Consider the following 22,939-nt stretch of genomic DNA (forward strand, 5'->3'; position numbering starts at 1 on the left):
ACTTTTCTGGCGAATGCCAAAAAAGTCAGGATTGCTTTTGCGTAAAAGACTAATTCAGACTTATACGATTTTCACATAGGAAAGTATGTAAATCTTATTTATCAAATTAGTGTCATTATATCAAGTGAAAACCGTAGCCGTCAATCATAATAAAGGAGAATACTTATTCTATTTAGCCATTTTTCAACAATTTTAGCCCCAAATCTGTTACTGTTTGTAAATCTTTTGAAGCACCTCGCCCTTGTGTGGTAAGGTAGTTGCCAATTAGCATCCCATTAACACCAGATAAGAAGCCTAGAGGGACTAATTCGCCAAGATTGTGTTCACGGCCACCAGCATAACGAATAATCTTTGTCGGTAGGATAAGTCGGAAAATAGCAAAGGTCTGTAGAATCTCCATCGGATTTAATTTTTCTTGGTTTTCAAGTGCAGTACCCTTAATTGCATTTAAAACATTAATAGGAATTGAGTCTGCATCCAACTCCTTGAGAGTGAAGGCTAATTCAATGCGTTGACGCCAAGTTTCTCCCATACCAATAATTCCGCCAGAACACACTTCAATACCTGCTGCCTTGACCCTTTTAATGGTGTTAACCCGATCTTGATAAGTATGGGTGGTACATATTTCATGAAAATAGCTTTCACTTGTTTCTAAGTTGTGGTGATAACGAGTAATACCAGCTTCTTTTAAAGATGCTACGTGCTCTTCCTGTAAAGTGCCGAGAGAACAGCAGCGTTGAAGAGTTGTTTCTTGACCAATTCTTTTGATTGCCGCTGTGATTTGCTCAAAATCTCGATCGCCTTCCATGCCACAGCCAGAGGTTATGACACAAAAACGATAAGCACAGTCGGCTTCGGCTTTTTGGGCTGCCTTTATAATGTCATCTTCCTTCATAAGAGGATAGGCCTCAACTTGTACGTCATGATGGGCGGATTGGGCACAAAATTTACAGTCTTCAGAACAATTACCTGAACGAGCATTGAGAATTTGGCAGGTATCTACATAGGAGCCAGTGAATTTTTCCCGGACCTTATTAGCGACACCGAGAAGTATAGGAATATCAGCTTCTTCAATAGTTGTTAAGGCAACGGCTTCATCAAAAGTAATTTGATTGCCCTCCAAGACTTTTTTACCTAATGAAAAAATTAAATCATAGTTAGTCATATTTATTCCTCCTATATAAATGAATAATGAAGAGTATCAGCTGGTGTAAGTCCAGCATCCTGTACCATTTGAAAATCCGCCGCAGTATCACGGCCTGTAAAAGTTAAATAGTTCCCAATAATGAGGCCATTTGCACCAGATAGCATTAAATGCCCTTGCATATCCCGTAAATTCATTTCACGGCCGCCGGCGGGCCTTATAATCTTATCAGGAAAAATAAAACGGAAAATAGAAAAGGTCTTAATAATATCCAGGGGAGATGGGGGAAGGAGATTTTCGAGAGCCGTTCCTTTAATCGGATTTAGAATATTTATAGGAATAGAGGCTACACCAACTTCTCGTAGAGCAAAAGCAAAATCAATACGATCTAACCAACTTTCACCCATGCCGATAATTCCCCCAGTACAAAGTTCCATACCAGCAGCTTTGGCAACTTTAATGGTTGTTAATCGTTCTTCATAGGAGTGAGTTGTACACACAGAGGGGTAAAAATTTTTACTTGTTTCCAAGTTATGGGCATAGCGTTTAACTCCTATTTCTGATAAAAGCAAAGCTTGCGTGGCAGACAAGGTTCCAAGGTTAGCACAGACCTTTAGGTTAGTCTTAGCCATGATAACTTGTAGAGCTTCAACGATCTTGTGAAAATCTGAATCATGGTTCATACCTTTGCCGCTAGTGACAACACTAATTCGCTTGGCTCCTTGTGATTCTGCTTTTTGTGCAGCTGCTAGAAGCTTATCTGTGCTAAGTAATTTGTAGATGGGGGCATCTGTGCGGTGATGGGCGGATTGTGCACAAAACTTACAGTCTTCAGAGCACATACCAGAGCGAGCATTAACAATTCCACACATGTCCACACTTTTTCCAGCAAACTGGTTTCTAATTTTATTAGCAAAAGCGGAAAGCAGGGGGATATCTTCTTCAGCCACTTTAGTGAGTTGTATGGCTTGCTCGTAAGTAATTTCCTGATCTTCTAATATGTACTCTCCAAGGGTAACGATTTCACGGTAATCCATACCTAGCCCCCTTTTTATTAGATATATATTTCTTATAAAAATACGTTAACTAAAGTCGAATATGTGGTTAACGTGTTTATTTTACTATTATTTTTAGAAGCTGTAAATAAAAGAATTATTTGTTAGTTTAATTCTTTTACAAAAAAATACTGGCATCCCTATAAAAGGAGTGCCAGTATCTTGAGTCTTATTATTAGATTGTCAACTGAGTGAGCCAGTTATTTAGGATTCTCAGCTTATATTAGTGAGAAATTTAGTCTTTTTTGTTTTCATATTTCTTAATGAGTTCCTTCAATATAACTCCGTGGCGCCCTTCCTCAATTGCCGCGGCCTCGATTTCTTTGGCTGCTTTATCCAGACCTAATTCTCGTGCTTTTTGGGCAAAGGCTTTTATTTTTTCTTCGCCACCAATTTCTGCTTCTGCAGCAAAACGTAGTATTGAAAAGATATCCGGTTTAATATCTCCATTTAATACTGTGTATAAACCTGCATGGCGTATTTCATCAGCAGCTAGTGCTTGTAGGTTTTCGGCTAGTTCATCAAAGCCTTGCTCATTAGCTAAACGTGCCAAGGCCTGGTACATGCCAGCTCCTTGTCTTTCTAGTTCGGCAAAGTGTGCAATTTGTGTTTCAATTTCCGTTCCTTTTGTAATTCCTAATAAACTCATATATTTTCTCCTTCACCTTTTGGTAATTGTTTTAATAAGTTGTGTATTGTGTCTCGTAGAGCAATAGCTTCTGTAGGATTTAACGGGGAACTGCACATCATCTGCTGGGGAATTGAATATGCATCCTGCTTCAAGGCTTTTCCTTTGTCTGTTAAAGCAACAATAACTTGTCGTTCATCCTCTAACATCCTTTGCCTAAGAAGTAAGTTGTTTTTTTCCATTTTTTTGAGCACAGGTGTTAGGGTGCCTGAATCCAAATAAAGGCGTTGGCTTAGCTCTTTAAAAGTGATAGGCGTTGTCTCCCACAGTACTAACAATACAAGGTACTGAGTATAAGTAATTCCCAAAGCGTCAAGCAGTGGGCGGTATAAACGAATGATTTCTTTTGAACAGGCGTACACAGCAAAGCATAGTTGATTGTCTAAGCGTAATAATTCATCTTTTGACATGTCAGTAACTCTCTTTCAGCAAAAGTTCAATATCCCCCACTATTTTTCTGGGTGAGGTGATAGGAGCATACCGCTTATGGATAAGACCTTTTCTATCAACCAAAAACTTAGTGAAGTTCCACTTGATTCCGCTACCGAGTAATGATGGAGTTTGTTCCACTAAATATTGAAATAGAGGATGAGCATCTTTGCCTCTTACATTAATTTTACCAAAGACGGGAAAGGATACACCGTAATTCAGAGAACAAAATTGCTGAATCTCTAGGTTGCTTCCTGGTTCTTGTTTCATAAATTGATTGCAGGGGAAAGCAAGTATGATGACCCCTTTTTCTCGGTAAGTCTCGTATAATTCCTGGAGTTCTTCATACTGGGATGTGAAACCACATTTACTAGCAGTATTTACAATTAAAACTATTTTATCCTTATATTCTTCCATGGATTGTTGCTTACCATCGGCGGTAGAGACAGAAAAATCATAAATATTCATGGTTATTAGCTCCTTATGAATTAAATCGATTTTATACAATTGAATCTTACACAACCTTAGAGAAATTGTCAAGATGCCTTACAAAACTAAAAAAAACATGGTATATCTTGACAGGATAAGGGAGAGTGCTTTATTATTTAAATGATAATGATTTTCAATGAGTGTTGTTCTGAGTGTGCTTTGGAGGAGGAACTATTTTTGGTAAGCAAACTTCGATTGGTTTTTTTTGTGCTGCTAATGATTCCCCAGGGAGTTATGTTTTGGATGGCGTCTAATTCACTACTACAAGGAAATAAATTTTTTAGCGAAATAGAAGCAGTATCCTTAGCAAGTGCCTTGATATTAGTTTTAGGAATGCCGGGATTGACAGTGGAATGGTTGGTAGGAAAGCATATACGTGATATGGGGAAATTGTGTGGCCGGGTTAAACAAGGAGATTATAGTGAGTTACTTTCTTTGCCCAATGAGTCAACGAATGAAGAAGATACAATAATGATTCTCAAACGGGACATGAATTGGATGGCGCGACAAATTGAATTTAGGGAAAGGGATTTACGAAGAGTTGTAAAGGAGCTGCAAGAATCTCGTAGCCAAATGCAAGTTATGGCAATGACAGATCCCTTAACTTCCATTGCAAATCGACGGTGTTTCTTTGATACACTAGAGAAGCATTTTACGGCACTACTGTGTGATTGTCATCCTATTTCATTACTGTTATTTGATGTAGATCTGTTTAAAAAAATTAATGATACTTATGGACACCAAGCAGGTGATAAAGTATTGCTAAAACTAGCTGAAATTATTCAAGAAAATACAAGAGATAGTGATTTGGCTGCTCGCATCGGAGGAGAAGAATATGCACTTTTATTACCAGAAACTCACTCACAAGAGGCGGCAGGAATTGCGAGTAGAATCAAAAACTTGATTGCAGGACATGATTTTATCTTAGATGGCAATCAGCAAATTTCTGTAACAGTCTCCATTGGGATTTGTACTCTTTTTCAGCGGCCCTGTTGCTTTGATAAAGAAAAACTATATAATTTTGCAGATCAGGCTCTTTACTACTCAAAGCATATTGGGAGAAACAGTGTTTCTATCTATAACCCTGATACAGACTTGATTAGTAAATTTGCATGATTTCAGTGACTTGAAAGGATGTGTAACTTGCAAACTTTAGTTACAACAGATGATTTACATGATATTGTAGATGCCTTGTCAACGGCCTTAGAGGCAAAAAGTTCTTATACGTGTGGCCATTCAGAGAGAGTCGCTGAGCTTTCCCTTTTAATCGCACAAGCTATGGGGTTACCCTTAGCTGAACAGGAACGGATTCACATTGGTGCTCATTTACATGATATTGGTAAAATTGGTATTCCAGATGCTATTTTGAATAAACCAGGAAGATTAACAGAAGTTGAATTTGATACGATTCGGCAACATCCAGAGATCGGGGGAACCATTGTAGGCAAGATTAAAGTTTTTGCTTCAGTGGCTGATATAGTAAGGCATCATCATGAACGCTTTGATGGCAAAGGTTATCCTGATGGATTAGGCGGAGAGCAGATTTCTTTAGGTGCTAGAATTGTAGCTGTGGCGGATTCTTTTGATGCGATGACAACACTAAGGACCTATCGGCAAGTATTTAGTGTTCAAGAAGCAATTGAAGAGACGAAACGCTGTAGGGGAAGTCAGTTTGACCCAGCTGTAGTTGATGTTTTGGTGGCTTTGGCTTGTAAAGATAAGTTGAAAAGTGCAGGTAATCAGGACTTTGCCAATCGGTTTATTACTGCTTAAAAGATGCTACTTTCAAGTTCAGTATAGGAGGAATTTTGTCTTTCCTTAGGAAGCAAGCGTTTGACGGAATATATTATTTGTAGTATAATTTGTTAGAGCCTACAGACAGTTATTGACAATACCATATTGAATTTTAACCGCCACGGGATAGGAAATAGGTGTGACAATCACCTTAGACGGCATGCGTCAAATATCCTAACGTAGGAGGTTTTTTTTTATGGAAAAAATAAAGGAAGAGATTAACATGAGATTATACCATTTTACAACGGAAGACAATTTAGAGGGAATCTTAGAGAAAGGTTACCTTGATCAATCAAGCGGAGGGATTGTCTGGCTAACTAAAAATAAAGAACTTGAAGCCCAAGGATGGTCAGGAGGGAAGAATTCTACAGTGAGAATTAGTGTTTCACTCCTCAATATATCTCATTTCGGCAAGGAGGCAACACCGGAAAAATTAGTGGAAGGTGCGGCAGATTGGTATGTAACAGACCAGGCAGTACCACAAAAACTATGGGTTGACGTAGAAGCTTTCAAAAAGGGACATTGGGCTATTCATAAAGGCCTAAGTTATAAAAATAGGAAAATGTAATGCAACTAGAAAATAATTGGCATAGTATTAACTATGCCAATTATTTTTTTATAAGAATGGGCTTGTATTATTAGGAAATGATTTACAAAAAAATGATATCTATGATAGAATTTAATCAATCGATTAATTAACTTAAAGTAGGAGAATTTTTATGGAAAAAGACGCTCAAACCAAATTACTTGAAACGGCAACTTTGTTGTTTGCCCAAAAGGGGTTTCATGCTGTATCTATACGTGAGTTGGCGAAAACCGCCAAAATGAATAGTGCCCTTATTTCGTATTATTTTGGGGGCAAAGAAGGACTTTATCAAGAAGTATTAGAGGATCAATTCACCCTAATTGCAAGTCTACTAGAGTCATTAGAGAGTATGCCTCCCTTATCTCCCCTTGAAGGACTCCGCATGTATGCCAAAAATATTGCGATCATTCATCGACAACGTCCCTTTTTAACTAAGTTTTTAATGAGTGAAATTATTAATCCCACTCCCTGCGGAGAGAAAATAATAAAGAAATACCTATCGAAAGTATTTCTTTTTATCCGCACTACTATAGGGCAAGGTGTCGCTAGTGGTGAATTCAAGGCCAACCTGAATGGTGATTATGCTACCATATCTTTGGCAGGTATTATGAATTTTTTCTTTCTTAGTAAACCTATTTTTCAAGAATTTACATCTTTGGAGGAAGGGGGGGAAGGCGATTATACTTCTCAGGCAATAGATACATTCTTGAATGGAATTATAAGGAGGGAAGACCATGAATAAAAAAATCTTAGCAATCCTAGTGATCTTTCTAATTTTAGGGACTGCAGCAGGTTATAAACTTTATCTTACAAAGGAGAAGGGGATTACAGCTACTGGTACAATTGAAGTGACTCTCGCGGATGTTACACCTAAAATGAGCGGTTATATGTCTACATTAACGATTCAAGTTGGCGACATTGTTAAGGCTGGGCAAGTTATTGCTCGTATTCATCGGCCAGACTTAGAAGCCCAATTAGTAGCAGATCAGTCAGCCTTAACGAAGGCTAAAGTACAATTGAAAGACCTGCAAAAAGGACCACGAAAAGAAGAAATACAACAAGCAAACGCAAGTTTAGCAGCAGCGCAATCTGTATATGCAAAAGCACAAAATGATCTAGAACGTTATCGTGCTCTTTATAAGACGGGAGCTATTGCAGTTCAGCAGCTAGATGTGATCCAGTCTAACTATGATGTGGCCTATAATTCTCTTCTGTCAGCTAAGGCGCAGCAAGATTTGGTACAGGAGGGAAATCGCCCAGAGGTAATAGAAGCCCAAATGTTAGAGACAAAGAGGTCAGAAGCAATTGCTTCTGTTTCGCAAGCTAATTTGGCCGATACTATTATTGCGAGTCCCCTGGAAGGCGTCATTTTGACCAAGAATTATCAGACAGGAGAATATGTAAATACTGGATCGGCGATTGCTACCATTGGTGATTTGAATGATTGCTGGGTTAAAATTTATGTATCTTCGGAACAACTAGGACTCATTACACTTGGTCAGCCAGTGGACGTCAAGATAGATGCTTATCCTGAACGAACTTTTGCTGGAACCATAAAAGAAATTAGCCAAAATGCGGAATTTACACCCAGACAAAGTATAACGAAGCAAGAACGAGCCAATTTAGTGTTTTATGTTAAAGTGAAAATCAATAATTCTGAAGGCATCTTAAAGCCAGGCATGCCAGCGGATGTGGTTATTAGATGATTATGTTAGAGCATATCAGTAAAAATTATGGCAATACATTAGCCGTGAAAGATGTTTCTCTAGAGATTAAAGCAGGAGAAATCTTTGGTTTGGTTGGACCAGATGGTGCTGGTAAAACAACTCTGATTCGCATGCTGACAGGTATACTTCCAGCCACCTCTGGAACCCTCGAAGTATTAGGTGATTCCAATCCGGAGAAAGTGAAAGGGCATCTTGGTTATGTTCCTCAGAAATTTAGTTTATATGGTGAACTGACAGTTATAGAGAATATCTGTCTACTCGGTTCTTTATATGGACAGAAGGAAGATGAGATCCAAAAGCTTGCTAGTAGCATTTTAGGTTTTACCAAACTATTGCCCTTTAAAGACCGGTTAGCTGATAATTTATCAGGGGGCATGAAACAGAAGTTGGCTTTGGCTGCTGGTCTAATGCACCAACCAAAAATATTTTTTTTAGATGAACCAACGACTGGTGTTGATCCCGTATCCCGTCGAGAATTTTGGCAAATGTTATTTCGCCTTAATAAAGAAGGTACTACCATTGTTGTATCAACACCTTATATGGATGAGGCGGAACTCTGTACCCGCGTTGCTTTTATGCACAATGGACAGATGGTTTCTTTGGGCTCTCCTCAAGAATTGCGTCAAACTTATCCTTATAAAGTGCTAGAACTGGCTGTAAGGGATCAACAAGTTAAAAAGTATTTAGAGAATTGTTCCATTATTGATAGTAATCGTTTCGGTGATAAGTATCATTTAGTAGTAAAAGACGCTCTGGCTGCCATAGTTCAAGTGAAATCTAACCTGGCGAAAGCAGGTGTAAGTATCACTTCTCTTAAGGAAGTTCCACCTACCTTAGAAGATGTTTTTGTAGCTGTAGCAAGTGAGGTGAACTAGCATGTATGCTGTAGAATTGAACCATCTGACGCGCTGTTTTGGTGACTTTACTGCCGTCAATGATGTTTCTCTTAAAATAAAAGAAGGCTCTATTTATGGCTTTCTAGGACCTAATGGTTCTGGTAAATCGACTACGATTCGGATGCTGTGTGGCCTACTAGAACCAACTTCTGGCAGCGGTAAAGTCTTAGGCCTAGATATTTCCAAGGATAGTGATGAGATCAAACATCACATTGGCTATATGTCGCAAAAATTCAGCTTATATGATGACTTAACAATCCTGCAAAATCTTAAATTTTACGCTGGAATGTATAGCTTATCACGAGATCTAGAGAATAGGAGAATTGAGGAAATGCTGTCACTGGCAGGTCTTAAAGATCGCCAAGGGGAAGTTGTAGCCAATCTTTCAGGTGGTTGGAAACAACGTCTGGCACTGGGGTGCTCTATCCTTCATAATCCTCCAATTCTTTTTTTAGATGAACCTACAGGTGGCGTTGATCCTAAGTCAAGACGTATGTTTTGGGATATTATCTACGATTTGGCTTCCAAGGGTACTACGATAATGGTTACGACACATTTTATGGATGAGGTTGAGCATTGTGATGAAATTGGCTTTATTTTTGAAGGAAACCTTATAACCAGTGGTTCTCCTGCTCAATTAAAAGAAAGTATTCCAGGCATGTTACTTCGGATTCCTACTGATGAACCTATGAAATTACTAGAGGAGCTAGAAACTAGCAAATTCCCTTATCTTGATATATATCCATTAGGTACTAGTGTACACATTTTAATGGAAGAGGATCAACTTACTCATATTACATCATCTTTTCAGTATGAGAAGATAACTCCAGGATTAGAGGACGTTTTTGTTTATCTCGTGAAATCTCATAGAAAGGAGATAGCACTATGAGGCGCCTTAAAGCTTTATTAATTAAGGAATTTCTACAAATGCGCCGTGATCGACTGACCCTCGTCATGATGCTTGGTTTGCCTGTAATACAATTATTACTATTTGGTTTTGCCATTAATACGGATGTGAAACATTTGCCAACCATTGTCTTTGATCAATCCTTGCAACAAGACAGTCGTGATCTTTTTAGTTCATTAGAGGCTAGTGAGTATTTTGATATTAAGTATGTGGCTAAAAATTTTCAAGAAGTAAATGAAGCTGTCGATTCTGGCAAAGCAAAGGTAGGTATCATCATACCACCCGATTTTTCTGAAAGCCTAAAGCATGGTAGAAAAGCTACGGCTCAGGTGATTGTAGATGCAACAGATTCCATGGCCGCCTCCTCCGCTATCAGTGCTGCACAGCTGATTGGTCAAATAAAATCCCAAGAAATTTTACTGCAGAAAATTCAAGGGTATTCAGGACATTCCACGGAAAAACCTTATGACATTCGTATTCGTCCCTGGTATAACCCAGACTTTGTATCAGCGTACTATATGGTGCCAGGAATTATGGGTGTTATTTTGACGATGACAATGGTAATGATTACTTCTATGGCCATTGTGAGGGAACGTGAGAGAGGCACCCTTGAGCAACTGATTGTTACACCTATGAAGAATTGGGAGTTAATGCTGGGCAAAATCATTCCTTATAGTATTGTGGGCTACGTACAAGTAACAGTAGCTCTATTAGTAGGCATTTTGGTATTTGATTTACCTATCCGTGGCAGCATTGCCTTGCTTTATGGCCTTACCTCTTTGTTTATTATTGCATCTTTGGCTTTAGGCCTTTTGATATCTACTGTAACCAAAACCCAAATGCAGGCAATGCAGTTATCCTTCTTTGTTTTTTTACCAAGTATCTTGTTGTCAGGGTTTATGTTTCCTCGTGAAGCCATGCCCCTATTCTTTAATATACTAGGTTGCCTTTTGCCCCTTACTTTTTATCTTCAAATTTTGCGAGGTATTCTTCTTAAAGGAGTGGGCATTAGTGTATTGTGGCCCCAGATTATGGCCCTAATTATTTTCATTATGATCACATTAACGATTAGTATCAAAAAATTTCAAAAGAAAGTAGCTTAGTAGATAATATAAGAAAAAACTTGGCTTGTGCCAAGTCCTCGGACGCAGGCAGAAGCCTTAGTCGTTCTTACTTGGAATCAAGAAAGTGTTATACTTTCTGATTCCGTAAAAAAAGAAAGCTTACCTTGTAAGGAAAGCTTTCTTTTTTTATTTATTATGTAAGTAAGGTACTCTTTAGGGAATGAAATAAAAGACTTGGACAAAATCCCCTGGTACCAAACAATCAAAACCAAAATTAATGTTTTCCCCATCAACTTTGTAACTCTGTCTATCTTGGAGACGTCCCTTTACGAAAACTTGAAATATACAATCAGCGGGATGATCTGCTTTCATAATACTAGTACGCGTCGTAACACGAACGGCTTGTTCTACAATACGCATCGACTAACCTCCTTCTTCACGTTATTTGGTGAATACTTCTCAAAAAAAGAATATATTCATTTATTCTTTCTTTCTGCTGAAATTCCTTTTGTAAGAAAATGATTTCGTGGCAACAAATCATAATATTTTATTGCTGATTTTTCCTTTTTGAGTATGTAGATCAAGATAATACATAAATTAAAGATAATGGAAAATCACTTTTTCTGAAATACAAGTTTGATATGTGTGTTGTTATCTTATTATTGTTCCTGCTTCTGCTGAAAAAATAACCTCAAATGCCAATATGCATGAATGAAATGCTCTTTCATTACTAAGATTAAGTACTATTCAGATTGAATTTTAGAATTAAACCAGTAGCGCATTGTAATTGCTGTCATTACAATTAAGCCACCCGCCATAGAATAGAATCCAGGTTGCTCACCGATTAATAGAAAAACCCAAATTGGATTTAAAATGGGCTCAATAGAAGTAATCAAAGTTGCTTCTAGCGCTTCAACATGTCGTATCGCATAAGAGTAGAGAACATAGGCTATTCCAAGTTGAAAAACTCCGAGTAAAGAAATGCTGATTAAATTGGTACTCTCAAAGGAATTACCTGACCAAAAGAATAGGCTAATCGCGAAGGTGAATAAGTTTCCTATTAATACAGATCCGTAGGGTGAGCCATCCTTTTGCATCCGCATAAAAAGAATAAAAAAAGCAAAGCTGATGCCGGAAGCAACAGCACAAAGGTTTCCTAGCAGACCGCCACCCGAGACCTTATCTAAAAAGAAAAAGATCATTCCGAAGCATACTACAAAAATCGTTACCCAATCGCGACGTGTCGCTTTTTCACCAAGTAACCAGCCGCTGAGCAAGGCTACATAGATAGGAGCGGTATACTGTAATAAGATAGCATTGGCCGCAGTAGTAAGTTTAGTTGCAATTACAAATAAAGTAACGCAGGCACAATAGGCTACCGCGCCTCCCCATTGGGGTTTGGAAAAAGAGAGGCTTTCCTTACGAAAAGCAAGCCAGATGACGAGAGCGGCGATGATGCTGCGGCCACCTGCAATGGACATAGGATGCCAGTTTATCCACTTTATTAATACGCCACCGGCACTCCATAAAAGTGCTGTAAGCGCTAGGTAAAAAATAGCTTTTTTGTGTTGAGTCATATGAAATACCTTATCCAATCCTTTATTTTAGAAATATAGGGTAAACACGATGGTCTTATTTCTTAAGGTAATTCGTCTTCAAGACAATTGAAACCTTCATTCGCGTATTAAAATAATAAAGATATCAAACTGTGTTCCAATGATATTTTGTTAAAATACCTGAGATGAAAAATTTAAGTAATATTAAGTTTTTGTAAAAAATGTCGATATTTGCTTTACCCCAAAAAAAGGAATTAAGCCCCTAATAACGAAGCTATGATTAACGAAGCTATCAATTTGAGACTAGTCCGTAAATTATTTACTATTCCTGAGGGTGGTATGTAAAATGAGAAAAGCCTTTCAAGAATTATTCCTTTCCAATCCATGTGCCATGATTCTTGTTGCTGCAGATACGGAAGAAGTAATAAATGTAAATGACAGCTTCATGGCATTGACAGGGTACGACCGAAAAGTAGTTACGGGTCAGAAGATAGATGTCCTGGGTGAGATGATTTCCATTAAAGATTTCACAAGATTGAAAAAACTCTTGATTCATAATCAAAGTGTACAAGGCTATCAATGTCGCTTTACGATACAGCCTAAGCGCACAGGTACTGCACTAATTAATGTGAGATATCTTACTATACATAAAAAAATTACAGTACTTATTACAATAGTAGATGTAACGGAGAATGCAGAGCTTAGGGATCATATTGACAGATTAAGTTGCTTAAATCTCGTTGGGCAGTTAGCTGCCAGCATTGGGCATGAAATTCGCAATCCAATGACTACTGTGCGAGGGTACTTGCGATTTATGCAAAAAAAATTAGATTTTACTGGGTATGATGAGCAGTTCACCATGATGATTCAGGAATTGGATCGAGCAAATGCAATTATCACCGACTTTCTAGCCCTAGCTAAAAATAGAGTGAATGGTTTCGCCATACAGAATATAAATGATATTATACAAGATATAAGTCCTCTAATGGAGGCTATGGCTTCTGAAATGGGACATCATATTACATTTGATCTAGGGCAGGTACCGAATTCTTTATTAGACAAAATAGACATTCATAAAGCACTTATTAATTTAGTTAAAAATGGCTTTGAGGCTATGGATGGTAAAGGTACAGTTATTGTACGGACCTATAAAAAAGAAGATTGCATTGTATTGCAGGTTGAAGATGAGGGGAAAGGTATCCCCAAGGAAATCGTAGATAAGCTAGGAACGCCTTTTTATACTACGAAGGAGAAAGGGACGGGGCTCGGGCTTTCCGTATGCAATGAAATCGCCAATCGTCATAATGCAATATTAGAAATTAAGACTAGTGCAGCAGGAAGTATCTTTTCCTTAGCATTTCCCTGTAAAGAGTACATTAAAAAAAAGGCATGAACTATTTTGGTTCATGTCTTTTTTATGTACTCATATTCACCAAAGTGTATTAATCAATTCCTTAAAGGTGATTTTTTAATAGAATATAGGTAAATATTCAATTTGATGAAAATCTATTCATTATAATGAAAAAATGATTGAATTTTAGATACTGCTATTATATAGTATAACCAAGAAGAAAAAACATAAAAACAAGTAATTAGAAAGAGAAGGTCCTATATGAATAAAGACATTGGTAAAAAAGTAAAAGAGCTACGAACACAAAAAAAGCTAACATTAAAAGATCTTAGCGGTTTAACCAATCTCTCCACAGGATTTTTGTCTCAATTGGAACGTGGGTTGACGAATATTGCGACAGATTCTCTGCATAAGATTGCCCAAATTTTGGACGTGGATTTAACTTATTTTTTTGCAAGTCCAAGTAAAAGTGGAAAATATGTGCTCCGAAGCTATGAAAAAGAAGTGTTTCAAGTTGTAAATTCTCGGTTTATACATTATCACTTAACGGATGGGGCTTCAAATAAAACATTATTGCCGAGAATCGTGGAATTGTTACCGATTAATTCAAATGAGGATATCAGTCAATATGCCCATGAAGGAGAAGAATTTATTTATGTTTTGGAGGGAGTTTTAACACTTTTTATCAACAATGAACAAATCGAGGTATTTCCAGGAGATTCTGCCCATTACAATTCTTCCATTGTACATAATTGGGCTAACTATACCAATAAGATGGTAAGATTGCTTGTCGTTAGCTCCCCTAACCCTTTTAAAGAATAAAGGCAAGGTTGTATAAGTGAGGTGAGTAAATGAAAACAGCATTGATTTTTAGTATTCAAAAGTTTTCGATTCATGATGGCCCGGGAATTCGTACTACTATATTTTTTAAAGGTTGCCCTCTTAGTTGTCAATGGTGCCATAATCCAGAGAGTCAAAGCTATCAGAAAGAAATACTGATCAATCAAGAAGGATGTAGTCTCTGCGGTCAATGTGAAATTCATTGCAACAGGGGAGCGATACAGCGAGATAAAGATGGGATTTTTTATGATGAAAGTAAATGCAATGCTTGTGAAGTATGTATGGATCACTGTGTTAACAATGCGAGAGAAGTGGCAGGCAAAGAATATACAGTACCTGAATTAATGAGGGAAATTATCAAGGATAAAGCTTTTTATCAAGAATCTAACGGTGGTGTAACCTTATCAGGTGGAGAATGTATGATACAAATCGACTTTGTTCAAGAGGTCGTGCAGGAATGCAAAAGACAAGGTATATCTGTTGCTATTGATACTTGTGGTTACGCACCTAAAGAAAGTTTCCTACGAATAGTAGAGGATGTAGATTTATTTCTTTACGATGTAAAGTTGCTGGACTCTAATTTACACCAGCAATATACAGGCAGAGATAATAGCTTGATCCTCGATAATTTAAAGTTGTTATCCCAACAAGGTGCCGTTATCTATTTACGATTACCTCTCATAGAAGGGATTAATACAAAGGATGAGCATATCCAGCAGGTGCTTGATTTTGTCCATGAACTTAAAATAGATCGGGTCAGTTTATTGCCCTATCATCATATGGGAAAAGGTAAATATAAAAAAATGAATTTAGAATATCCCTTTTCGGCCTTTTCTCCGCCGTCAGAGGATCGATTAATCGAAATTCAGTCTATGTTTTTGCAAGAAAATTATAAAGTGAAGATTGGAGGGTAAAACATGGAAGAAAGAGGTATGAATGAAAGAATTCAAAAACTCAGGAGCCAAAGTCTTGAGGCCCAGCCTCACTTGTCCATTGAAAGGGCCTTACTGGTAACCGAGGCATATGAAAAGTATTTTGGCACGGTAGAAACGCCTATCTTAAGGGCTCTTACATTCAAACATATTATGGAGAATAAAACTCTGTGTATTAATGACGGAGAGCTCATTGTAGGGGAAAAAGGAGAACAACCTCAGTATGCTCCTAGTTTTCCAGAACTTTGTTGCCATACAATAGAAGATTTAGAGGTCATGAACCAGCGGGATAAAATATTCTTTAAGGTGGATGAGGAAGCCAAAAGAATTCAGAGGGAACGGATTATACCCTTTTGGGAAAACCGATCTATGCGTAAGGTTATCTTACAGCAGATGTCTCCAGAGTGGTTAAATTGTTATGAAAGTGGCATTTTTACGGAATTTATGGAGCAACGTGGTCCAGGTCATACTGTGGCAGATGGGAAAATGTATGGAAAAGGCTTCTTGGATTTTAAAGCTGAGATTCAACAACAAATCGAGGCACTTGATTTCTTAACAGACCAGCAGGCTTATGAGAAGAAGAGTCAATGGGAAGCTATGCAAATCTGCTGTGATGCCATTATAATTTATGGAAAAAGGTACGCCGAGTATGCTAGGGAAATGGCAAAGGTAGAGCAGGATGAAAGTAAAAAATCTGTCCTGCTAACAATTGCCGCAAATTGTGAAGTTGTACCTGCCCATAAACCGGAAACTTTTGCTCAGGCCATTCAAATGTATTGGTTTGTGCATATTGGTGTTACCACCGAAATCAATCCTTGGGATGCTTTAAGTCCTGGCCGCCTTGACCAACATTTGCAACCTTTCTATCAAAAGGGGCTGGAGGATGGTTCCTTAACGCGGGAGAAGGCTAAAGAATTATTACAATGTTTGTGGGTGAAATTCAATAATCAGCCGGCTCCTCCTAAGGTAGGAATCACCTTGAAAGAAAGCAGCACTTATACGGATTTTGCCAATCTAAACACAGGCGGTGTAAAGGATGACGGCTCTGATGGTGTAAATGATGTATCTTATTTAATCTTAGAAACCATGGATGAAATGAAGTTGTTGCAGCCTAGCTCTAATGTACAGATTAGCAAGAAATCACCTCATCAGTTTATCAAAAAAGCCTGCGAAATTTCCCGCAAGGGATGGGGCCAACCTGCTTTTTATAATACAGAGGCTATCGTTGAAGAATTGCTAAGGGCAGGTAAAAGTATTGTTGATGCCCGGCAAGGGGGTTCTAGTGGTTGTGTAGAAACAGGTGCATTTGGTAAAGAAGCCTATATTCTAACAGGATATTTTAACCTGCCCAAGGTACTAGAGTTGACGCTCTACAACGGTTTTGACAAAATTGCAAATAAACAGTTAGGGCTTCAAATTGGTTATGCCCAGGATTTTAAAACCTACGAAGAACTCTTTGCGGCATTTAAAAAGCAATTGCATTATTTCATGGATGTGAAAATTACAGGCAATCATATTATTGAACTTCTTTATGCAAAACATATGCCAGTACCCTTCTTATCCATCATTACCAGTGGATGCATTGCCAGTGGCAAAGATTATAACGGAGGCGGAGCCCTTTATAATACTAACTATATTCAAGGAGTTGGTATAGGGACTTTGACGGATTGCTTATCTGCAATAAAATATAATGTTTATGATAAACAACGTTTTTCCATGGAAGAGTTACTAAAGGCCCTAAAAGATGATTTCGTGGGGCATGATTATATCGGTAATCTTGTAGGGAATCGCACACCAAAGTATGGCAATGATGATGAGTACGCGGATCAAATTATGGTCGATACATTTAATGCATTTTATCAGGAAGTCGCAGGCAGAAAGAACCGTAAAGGTGGCGTTTATGGTATTGATATGCTACCTACGACTTGCCATGTATACTTTGGATCAGTGATGGGGGCAAGTCCTAACGGTAGAAAGGCTTACAAACCTTTATCTGAGGGGATATCCCCCGAAAAAGGAGCAGATCGAAAAGGTCCTACCGCCGTTATCAAATCAGCATCGAAGATGGATCATATTAAGACAGGAGGAACCTTGCTAAATCAGAAATTTACGCCTTCTGTCGTTTCAGGGGATCAAGGTTTAGAAAATATGGTATCCTTAGTTCGAACCTATTTTAATCTCGATGGTCATCATATTCAATTCAATGTTATTGATCGAAAAACATTAATAGAAGCACAAAAGCATCCTGAGGAGTATAAGGATCTCATTGTACGTGTAGCAGGCTATAGTGACCATTTCTATAACTTGAGTAAAGAGTTGCAAGATGAAATTATTGATCGAACGGAGCAAGGGTTTCATTAAGAAAAAGCTGTAATCAGAATTGATTACAGCTTTTTCTTTTACGCGAATAGTATTAAGTAATTTCAGGTTCCCTTACTATAGCAGATTATATCCAATAATTGGTGATTTATTGCTAAGCGTAAAATGGAGAAAGGAGTTTATAAATAGGTACAGAAATTGATAGTAAAGATATCTGCTATTATCGAAATAGTAAGATGAATTTTAGTTTTCTCGAGAATCAGGATAAGTAAAGGGGAGGAATTTCAATGAAAAGTTATCAAATGTTCATCAATGGTGAATTTGTTCCTACTCGGTCAGGAAAAATGATAACCGTCATAAATCCAGCCACTGAAAAAGTTATCTCTGAGGTACCCGAAGGAACGCGCGAAGATATTAACGCTGCTGTTGAAGCTGCTGAACAGGCTCAAAAATCTTGGGCTAAGCTACCTGCTATTGTACGGGCGGGCTATCTTAGAGAAATTGCCCAAGGCATACGGGAAAATGCAGAGGAAATAGCAAAGGTTATAGCGGAGGAACAAGGAAAGATAATGCCTTTAGCCAGAGTAGAAGCTAACTTTACAGCTGATTATATGGATTATATGGCTGAGTTTGCTCGTCGCTACGAAGGAGAAATTATTGAGAGTGACCGTCCAAATGAAAATATATTCCTTTTCAAAATGCCTATTGGTGTTATTGGCGGTGTTTTACCCTGGAATTTCCCGTTTTTCTTAATTGCTCGCAAAATGGCACCTGCTTTAGTTACTGGGAATACAATCGTTATTAAGCCAAGTCGGGAAACACCGAATAACGCCTTTGAATTTGCTAAAATTGTTGCCAAATCGTCTTTGCCAAAAGGGGTTTTCAACTTAGTATCTGGTGCAGGTTCCGTTGTAGGCAACGCTCTTGCTGGTCATCCCAAAGTGGGCATGGTAAGCTTTACGGGGAGTGTAGAAGGTGGTGTTGCTATTATGAAGGCCGCTGCCGAAAATGTTACTAAAGTTTCCTTAGAATTAGGTGGCAAGGCTCCTGCTATTGTAATGGCAGACGCGGATCTAGATTTAGCTGTGAAATCCATATGTGATTCACGTATTATCAATAGTGGTCAGGTTTGCAATTGTGCAGAAAGGGTCTATGTTCATGAATCCATAGCCGATCAATTTGTTGCTAAGATGACAGTGGCTATGCAAAATGTTAAGTATGGTAACCCGCTTGTGGATGCTGATATTGACATGGGTCCATTGGTAAGCAAACAGCAGTTAGAACAAGTGGAAGCCTCAGTACAGCAAGCCATTAAAGATGGAGCGACCTTAGTGGTAGGCGGTAAACGAGCGAATAGAGAAGTTGGTTTTTATTATGAGCCTACGTTACTTACAAATTGCAAACAAAGTACGGATATTATGCAAAAAGAAACTTTTGGCCCTGTACTACCAGTTGCGACTTTTAAAGATCTAGATGAAGCCATTGAATTGGCAAATGACTCTGAATTTGGTCTTACTTCCTCTATTTATACCCAGAGCCTTGATGTTGCCATGAGGGCTTGTAAAGAGATTAAATTTGGTGAAACATATGTCAATCGGGAAAATTTTGAAGCTATGCAAGGTTTCCATGCAGGTTGGCGTAAATCAGGTATTGGCGGTGCAGATGGAAAACATGGGCTGGAAGAATATCTCCAAACCCATGTCGTATACATGCAGTACAATCAAAATGTAAAATAAAGAAGACTTGATTCAGATGAAGTTTTAACTCCATCTGGATCTTAGCCGCTCTTAACTCCCACTTATATAAGTGAACCTTGGATTCGAAAATCCTTAGAGCGAACTTACTTCGAGTTTTACAGACTGTTATCCTAACCAGAGGGCAGGATATTACAGGCTGTTAACGAGATGAAGATGGGAGTCTTAGAGCGGTTTAGTCATCGGATAAAGTTTATAAGTTGGCAAAATCCCTTACTGCTATCTAGCAGTAAGGGATTTTGCTTTATAAGTATTTGAAAAAGAGATATAATATAATAAAATTGATAGGTAATTACCTATAATAAAGAGGGATACTATGACACTACGTCATTTATTAGTGTTTTTACATGTATGTGATGAAGGGAATATGACAGCTGCAGCTGAGAAACTTTATATTGCCCAGCCATCCGTTAGCCAGGCCATTTCAGAACTTGAAAAACATTACAATGTAAAATTGTTCGAGAGACTTGGGCGTAAACTATATATTACCATGGCAGGGCAAAAGTTATTAACCTATGCACGACACATCGTAAATTTAAACAATGAAGTCGAAGAGGTCATGCGTAATAGTAATGAAAATAGTGTGCTAAGGGTGGGGGCTAGTGTTACCGTAGGAACCTATGTTTTACATGAAGTTATAAAAAAATTTACGAAGTGTAATCCTGGAGCGAAAGTGATTTCTACTGTTAACAATACAACGGTGATTGAAGGAATGCTGCAAATCGATCAGTTAGATATAGGGCTAGTGGAAGGAAGGGTGCAAGCTCAAGGAATTCTACAAACCCCTTTCATGACAGATGAACTTGTATTAGTGAGTTCTACGGTTCATCCCTTTGCTAAGAAAGAAAAAATTAATCCATCAGATTTGGAAGCAATGGAGTTTATTGTAAGAGAAACAGGAAGCGGTACACGGGAGCTATTTGAGTCGGTGATGGTAGACAAAGGGATTCATTGGCAGATAAGTGGGGTTTATAATAATGCTGAGACTATTAAGAATGCTGTGAAAGTTGGTCTTGGGGTTTCTGTAATGTCAAGAATGGCCATCCAAAAGGAAGTAGAACGCAAGGAATTAGCTATTATTGAAATTGAAGGTATGTATTTTAAACGGCACTTTAATCTTGTTTATCACAAAAATAAGTATATCTCTCCTGTTCTAAGCAAGTTTATTCATTTATGTATTGATTATGTAACTTGAGCAAAAAATAAAGTTATAACTTTATTTATGCGCTGCTCAGTCGGAAACAATCATTGTTTGGGGATGTAATGATGAAAAAAGTAAAACTAACTGTAGGGGATAAATGGTTAATTGGAATTCTTTTAGTAGTATCATTGTCGGGTATCGCTCTAAGCATTCTTCTTTTTCCGCGGCAGGCTAACACTTTAGCTGAAATTCGGGTTGATAATAAATTGATTAAAACAATTACCCTCAGACCGGGTTATCAGGAAGAAATACGTATTGGCGGGGAAACTGAATATGCCATTATTCAAGTTCAGGATGGAAAAATTCGCATAAGACAAGATGACTCACCCAGACAAATTGGCGTGCAAACAGGCTGGATTAGTAAACCGCCTCAACAGGTTGTGAATTTACCTTACCACATTGTAATTCATCTTGTATCCAATGAAGCTCTAGATGTTGATGACATTGCCCGGTAAAAAATATAGTAATTAGCGAGCAGGGCAGAAGAACTACAAAGTGAAGTTGGGAGATTTAAGTTGTAAGCTGTTGTGCTGTAGTGGTAGTTCATTATGAATATAATTTTATAAGTTAAGTAGATATGCCCTACAGTTAGAAGAAGCTGTAGGGCATATTTTATTGGGCTAGCAAGGACTCTTTTAAATTATGGGGCGACCAGCTGTATCCGATGATTGGATCGTGTTGGCAGTACCTGAACCAAGAATACGGCCTAACCTCCGTATTCCTTCTTTTAAGAGAGATTCATTGTGGGTAGAAAAGGAGAGGCGCATTTCGTTACTCTTCGTCCCATTGGTATAGAAAGCTTCGCCAGGTACAAAGGAAACACCTACAGCAGCAGCGTGGCGCAGTAGCTCAGAGGATGACGCAGGAGGATTTAGAGTGCACCAGAAATAGAAACCGCCTTCTGGTGTAGTAAAATCCATATAGTTATCGCAGTATCGTCGGATCGCACTAGTCATAGTGTCCCGACGTTTTTTATATTCCCTACGGACAGTGTTTAGATGGACTGGTAAATAGTCTTCTTCTAGGCAGATATGGAGGATTCGCTGAGAAAGAGTATTGCTATGCAGATCCATATATTGTTTTTCTTGGGCTAAACGATTGATCACCTGTGGGGCAGCGGTTACCCAGCCTGTGCGCAGTCCAGGAAAGAGAATTTTGGAGAAAGTACCCAGATAAATCACGCCACCATAGTTATCAAGACTTTTTAGAGAGGGGGGGGGTTGTTGATCAAAATATAATTGACTATAAGGATCGTCTTCTACAATAACGAGTCGATAACGTGCTGCTAGTCGAATAAGCTCTTGACGATCTCGTAGAGACATGACCCGGCCAGTGGGGTTCTGAAAGGTAGGGATTGTATACATTAGTTTTGGTCGATAGCGTATAAGATAGTCTTCCAAAATCTCAAAATTAAGATGATCTGATTGAGGGAGGGAGAGAATACGGGCATTGGAAGCCTCTAAGGTCTGAATAGCTCCTAAATAAGTAGGCGATTCGACGATGACATAGTCTCGAGGCTCGACGAAGGCTTTTACAATGAGATATAGACTTTGTTGTGAACCTGATGCGATTAGGAATTGATCAGGGGAGGCCTGTATGCCCTGATGATTTTGCCAAGTTGATAAGCTATGTCTAAGAGGAAGGTATCCTTCAGTTGCCATATGACCAAAATCCGAAAGTTCAAGATGATATTTACTAGATATAAGAGCTTTTTCAATGATACATAGGGGATATAAATCTGGATCAGGCATGCCGGCTGCCAGAGAGATAGCCTCATCTGCAGTAGGAGTAGAAATTAAATTGCGCAATAGTGATGAGAGGGGTGATTTATATTGGGGAGTAAATAATTGTTCCCAGGGGATATTGCTTGATTGTTGGGTGGCGATAGATAATTCAGTAACATAGGTGCCGCTTCCCACTTTGGTTAGTACAAGTCCGCGCTCTTCTAATAACCTGTAAGCGCTGATTATTGTAGTACGGCTAACGTTGAGTAATTTGGCGAGTTCCCGTTCTGGAGGCAGTTTTGTACCAGCAGAGAGGGTGGAGCTTTGAATTTTTGTTGCTAAATGATTAGCGATCTGTAGATACATGGGGGCTGATCCAGATTGATCAATTCGAATGCCTCTTAATATTTTGGTAATATCCATTTAGATTATTCTCCTTGAGAAAATAAATTGGTATTCTAAAAATATTATATTGGATATTTA

At 38.3% G+C, this 22,939-nt stretch carries 23 protein-coding genes; 15 read left to right on the forward strand and 8 right to left on the reverse strand.

Annotated features, from left to right (window positions below; all coding sequences use genetic code 11):
* Positions 1-172 precede the first annotated feature (172 nt).
* From bioB (UFO1_RS01900) to UFO1_RS01920, 5 genes are all read right to left on the reverse strand, one after another.
* A complete protein-coding gene (gene bioB, locus UFO1_RS01900) occupies positions 173-1,165 on the reverse strand; it encodes a biotin synthase BioB (RefSeq protein WP_038667221.1) in 993 nt (330 codons plus the stop codon).
* A gap of 11 nt (positions 1,166-1,176) precedes the next feature.
* Complete coding sequence (gene bioB / locus UFO1_RS01905; RefSeq protein ID WP_038667224.1) at positions 1,177-2,181, reverse strand: biotin synthase BioB; 1,005 nt, start codon at positions 2,179-2,181, stop codon at positions 1,177-1,179.
* Between the two features lie 253 nt (positions 2,182-2,434).
* Positions 2,435-2,848 (reverse strand): ferritin family protein, encoded by a 414-nt coding sequence (locus tag UFO1_RS01910; protein ID WP_038667227.1) that lies wholly within the window; start codon positions 2,846-2,848, stop codon positions 2,435-2,437.
* On the reverse strand, positions 2,845-3,297 hold the full coding sequence (locus tag UFO1_RS01915; protein ID WP_038667230.1) for a MarR family winged helix-turn-helix transcriptional regulator: 453 nt from the start codon (positions 3,295-3,297) through the stop codon (positions 2,845-2,847). Before UFO1_RS01915 ends, UFO1_RS01910 begins: the two co-directional genes overlap by 4 nt.
* 1 nt (position 3,298) lies before the next feature.
* Positions 3,299-3,784, reverse strand: a complete 486-nt coding sequence (locus UFO1_RS01920; RefSeq protein ID WP_038667233.1) for a glutathione peroxidase — start codon at positions 3,782-3,784, stop codon at positions 3,299-3,301.
* Between the two features lie 198 nt (positions 3,785-3,982).
* Here UFO1_RS01920 and UFO1_RS01925 point away from each other — a divergent pair, with 198 nt between their 5' ends.
* The 8 genes from UFO1_RS01925 (at position 3,983) to UFO1_RS01960 (ending at position 10,818) form a co-directional block, all read left to right on the forward strand.
* A complete protein-coding gene (locus UFO1_RS01925; protein WP_038667236.1) occupies positions 3,983-4,921 on the forward strand; it encodes a GGDEF domain-containing protein in 939 nt (312 codons plus the stop codon).
* Positions 4,922-4,948: 27 nt separating this feature from the next.
* Positions 4,949-5,578: an HD-GYP domain-containing protein gene (locus UFO1_RS01930; protein WP_144390857.1), complete on the forward strand. Its 630-nt coding sequence runs from the start codon at positions 4,949-4,951 to the stop codon at positions 5,576-5,578.
* 217 nt (positions 5,579-5,795) lie between these two features.
* Positions 5,796-6,167: a hypothetical protein gene (locus UFO1_RS01935; RefSeq protein ID WP_236639312.1), complete on the forward strand. Its 372-nt coding sequence runs from the start codon at positions 5,796-5,798 to the stop codon at positions 6,165-6,167.
* Positions 6,168-6,318: 151 nt separating this feature from the next.
* Entirely contained in the window at positions 6,319-6,927 is a 609-nt protein-coding gene (locus UFO1_RS01940; RefSeq protein ID WP_038667243.1) for a TetR family transcriptional regulator, read from the forward strand.
* Complete coding sequence (locus UFO1_RS01945) at positions 6,920-7,891, forward strand: HlyD family secretion protein (protein WP_038667246.1); 972 nt, start codon at positions 6,920-6,922, stop codon at positions 7,889-7,891. The genes UFO1_RS01940 and UFO1_RS01945 overlap by 8 nt, the downstream gene beginning before the upstream one ends.
* A complete protein-coding gene (locus UFO1_RS01950; RefSeq protein WP_038667249.1) occupies positions 7,888-8,787 on the forward strand; it encodes an ABC transporter ATP-binding protein in 900 nt (299 codons plus the stop codon). Before UFO1_RS01945 ends, UFO1_RS01950 begins: the two co-directional genes overlap by 4 nt.
* A gap of 1 nt (position 8,788) precedes the next feature.
* The gene (locus UFO1_RS01955; protein WP_038667252.1) at positions 8,789-9,697 is read left to right on the forward strand and encodes an ABC transporter ATP-binding protein; all 909 of its coding nucleotides are present in this window, start codon (positions 8,789-8,791) and stop codon (positions 9,695-9,697) included.
* Positions 9,694-10,818, forward strand: coding sequence for an ABC transporter permease (locus UFO1_RS01960; RefSeq protein WP_038667255.1), 1,125 nt, complete (start codon positions 9,694-9,696; stop codon positions 10,816-10,818). The genes UFO1_RS01955 and UFO1_RS01960 overlap by 4 nt, the downstream gene beginning before the upstream one ends.
* A 174-nt stretch (positions 10,819-10,992) precedes the next feature.
* On the opposite strand, the gene UFO1_RS01965 is transcribed toward UFO1_RS01960, so the two are convergent.
* Both UFO1_RS01965 and UFO1_RS01970 read right to left on the reverse strand, forming a co-directional pair.
* The gene (locus UFO1_RS01965; protein WP_038667258.1) at positions 10,993-11,199 is read right to left on the reverse strand and encodes a hypothetical protein; all 207 of its coding nucleotides are present in this window, start codon (positions 11,197-11,199) and stop codon (positions 10,993-10,995) included.
* 323 nt (positions 11,200-11,522) lie between these two features.
* A complete protein-coding gene (locus UFO1_RS01970; RefSeq protein ID WP_038667261.1) occupies positions 11,523-12,356 on the reverse strand; it encodes a DMT family transporter in 834 nt (277 codons plus the stop codon).
* Positions 12,357-12,681: 325 nt separating this feature from the next.
* On the opposite strand from UFO1_RS01970, the gene UFO1_RS01975 reads away from it, so the two are divergent.
* The 7 genes from UFO1_RS01975 to UFO1_RS02005 all read left to right on the forward strand — a co-directional run bounded on the left by UFO1_RS01975 (position 12,682) and on the right by UFO1_RS02005 (position 21,187).
* Positions 12,682-13,728: a nitrogen regulation protein NR(II) gene (locus UFO1_RS01975; protein ID WP_051788790.1), complete on the forward strand. Its 1,047-nt coding sequence runs from the start codon at positions 12,682-12,684 to the stop codon at positions 13,726-13,728.
* A 219-nt stretch (positions 13,729-13,947) separates the two neighbouring features.
* Positions 13,948-14,508 (forward strand): helix-turn-helix domain-containing protein, encoded by a 561-nt coding sequence (locus UFO1_RS01980; RefSeq protein ID WP_038667264.1) that lies wholly within the window; start codon positions 13,948-13,950, stop codon positions 14,506-14,508.
* Positions 14,509-14,537: 29 nt separating this feature from the next.
* Positions 14,538-15,440 (forward strand): trans-4-hydroxy-L-proline dehydratase activase, encoded by a 903-nt coding sequence (locus tag UFO1_RS01985; RefSeq protein WP_038667267.1) that lies wholly within the window; start codon positions 14,538-14,540, stop codon positions 15,438-15,440.
* Positions 15,441-15,443: 3 nt separating this feature from the next.
* Positions 15,444-17,819 carry a trans-4-hydroxy-L-proline dehydratase gene (gene hypD, locus UFO1_RS01990; protein WP_038667270.1) on the forward strand — a complete coding sequence of 792 codons (2,376 nt, stop codon included), beginning with the start codon at positions 15,444-15,446 and terminating at the stop codon, positions 17,817-17,819.
* A 245-nt stretch (positions 17,820-18,064) separates the two neighbouring features.
* Positions 18,065-19,513, forward strand: a complete 1,449-nt coding sequence (aldA, locus tag UFO1_RS01995) for an aldehyde dehydrogenase (RefSeq protein WP_038667274.1) — start codon at positions 18,065-18,067, stop codon at positions 19,511-19,513.
* A 334-nt stretch (positions 19,514-19,847) separates the two neighbouring features.
* Positions 19,848-20,726: a LysR family transcriptional regulator gene (locus UFO1_RS02000; protein WP_038667277.1), complete on the forward strand. Its 879-nt coding sequence runs from the start codon at positions 19,848-19,850 to the stop codon at positions 20,724-20,726.
* Between the two features lie 68 nt (positions 20,727-20,794).
* On the forward strand, positions 20,795-21,187 hold the full coding sequence (locus tag UFO1_RS02005) for a NusG domain II-containing protein (RefSeq protein WP_236639313.1): 393 nt from the start codon (positions 20,795-20,797) through the stop codon (positions 21,185-21,187).
* 180 nt (positions 21,188-21,367) lie between these two features.
* On the opposite strand, the gene UFO1_RS02010 is transcribed toward UFO1_RS02005, so the two are convergent.
* Positions 21,368-22,879 carry a PLP-dependent aminotransferase family protein gene (locus UFO1_RS02010; RefSeq protein ID WP_038667283.1) on the reverse strand — a complete coding sequence of 504 codons (1,512 nt, stop codon included), beginning with the start codon at positions 22,877-22,879 and terminating at the stop codon, positions 21,368-21,370.
* Between the last annotated feature and the right edge of the window lie 60 nt (positions 22,880-22,939).

The sequence above is a fragment of the Pelosinus sp. UFO1 genome, from assembly GCF_000725345.1.
Taxonomy (GTDB): Bacteria; Bacillota; Negativicutes; order DSM-13327; family DSM-13327; genus Pelosinus.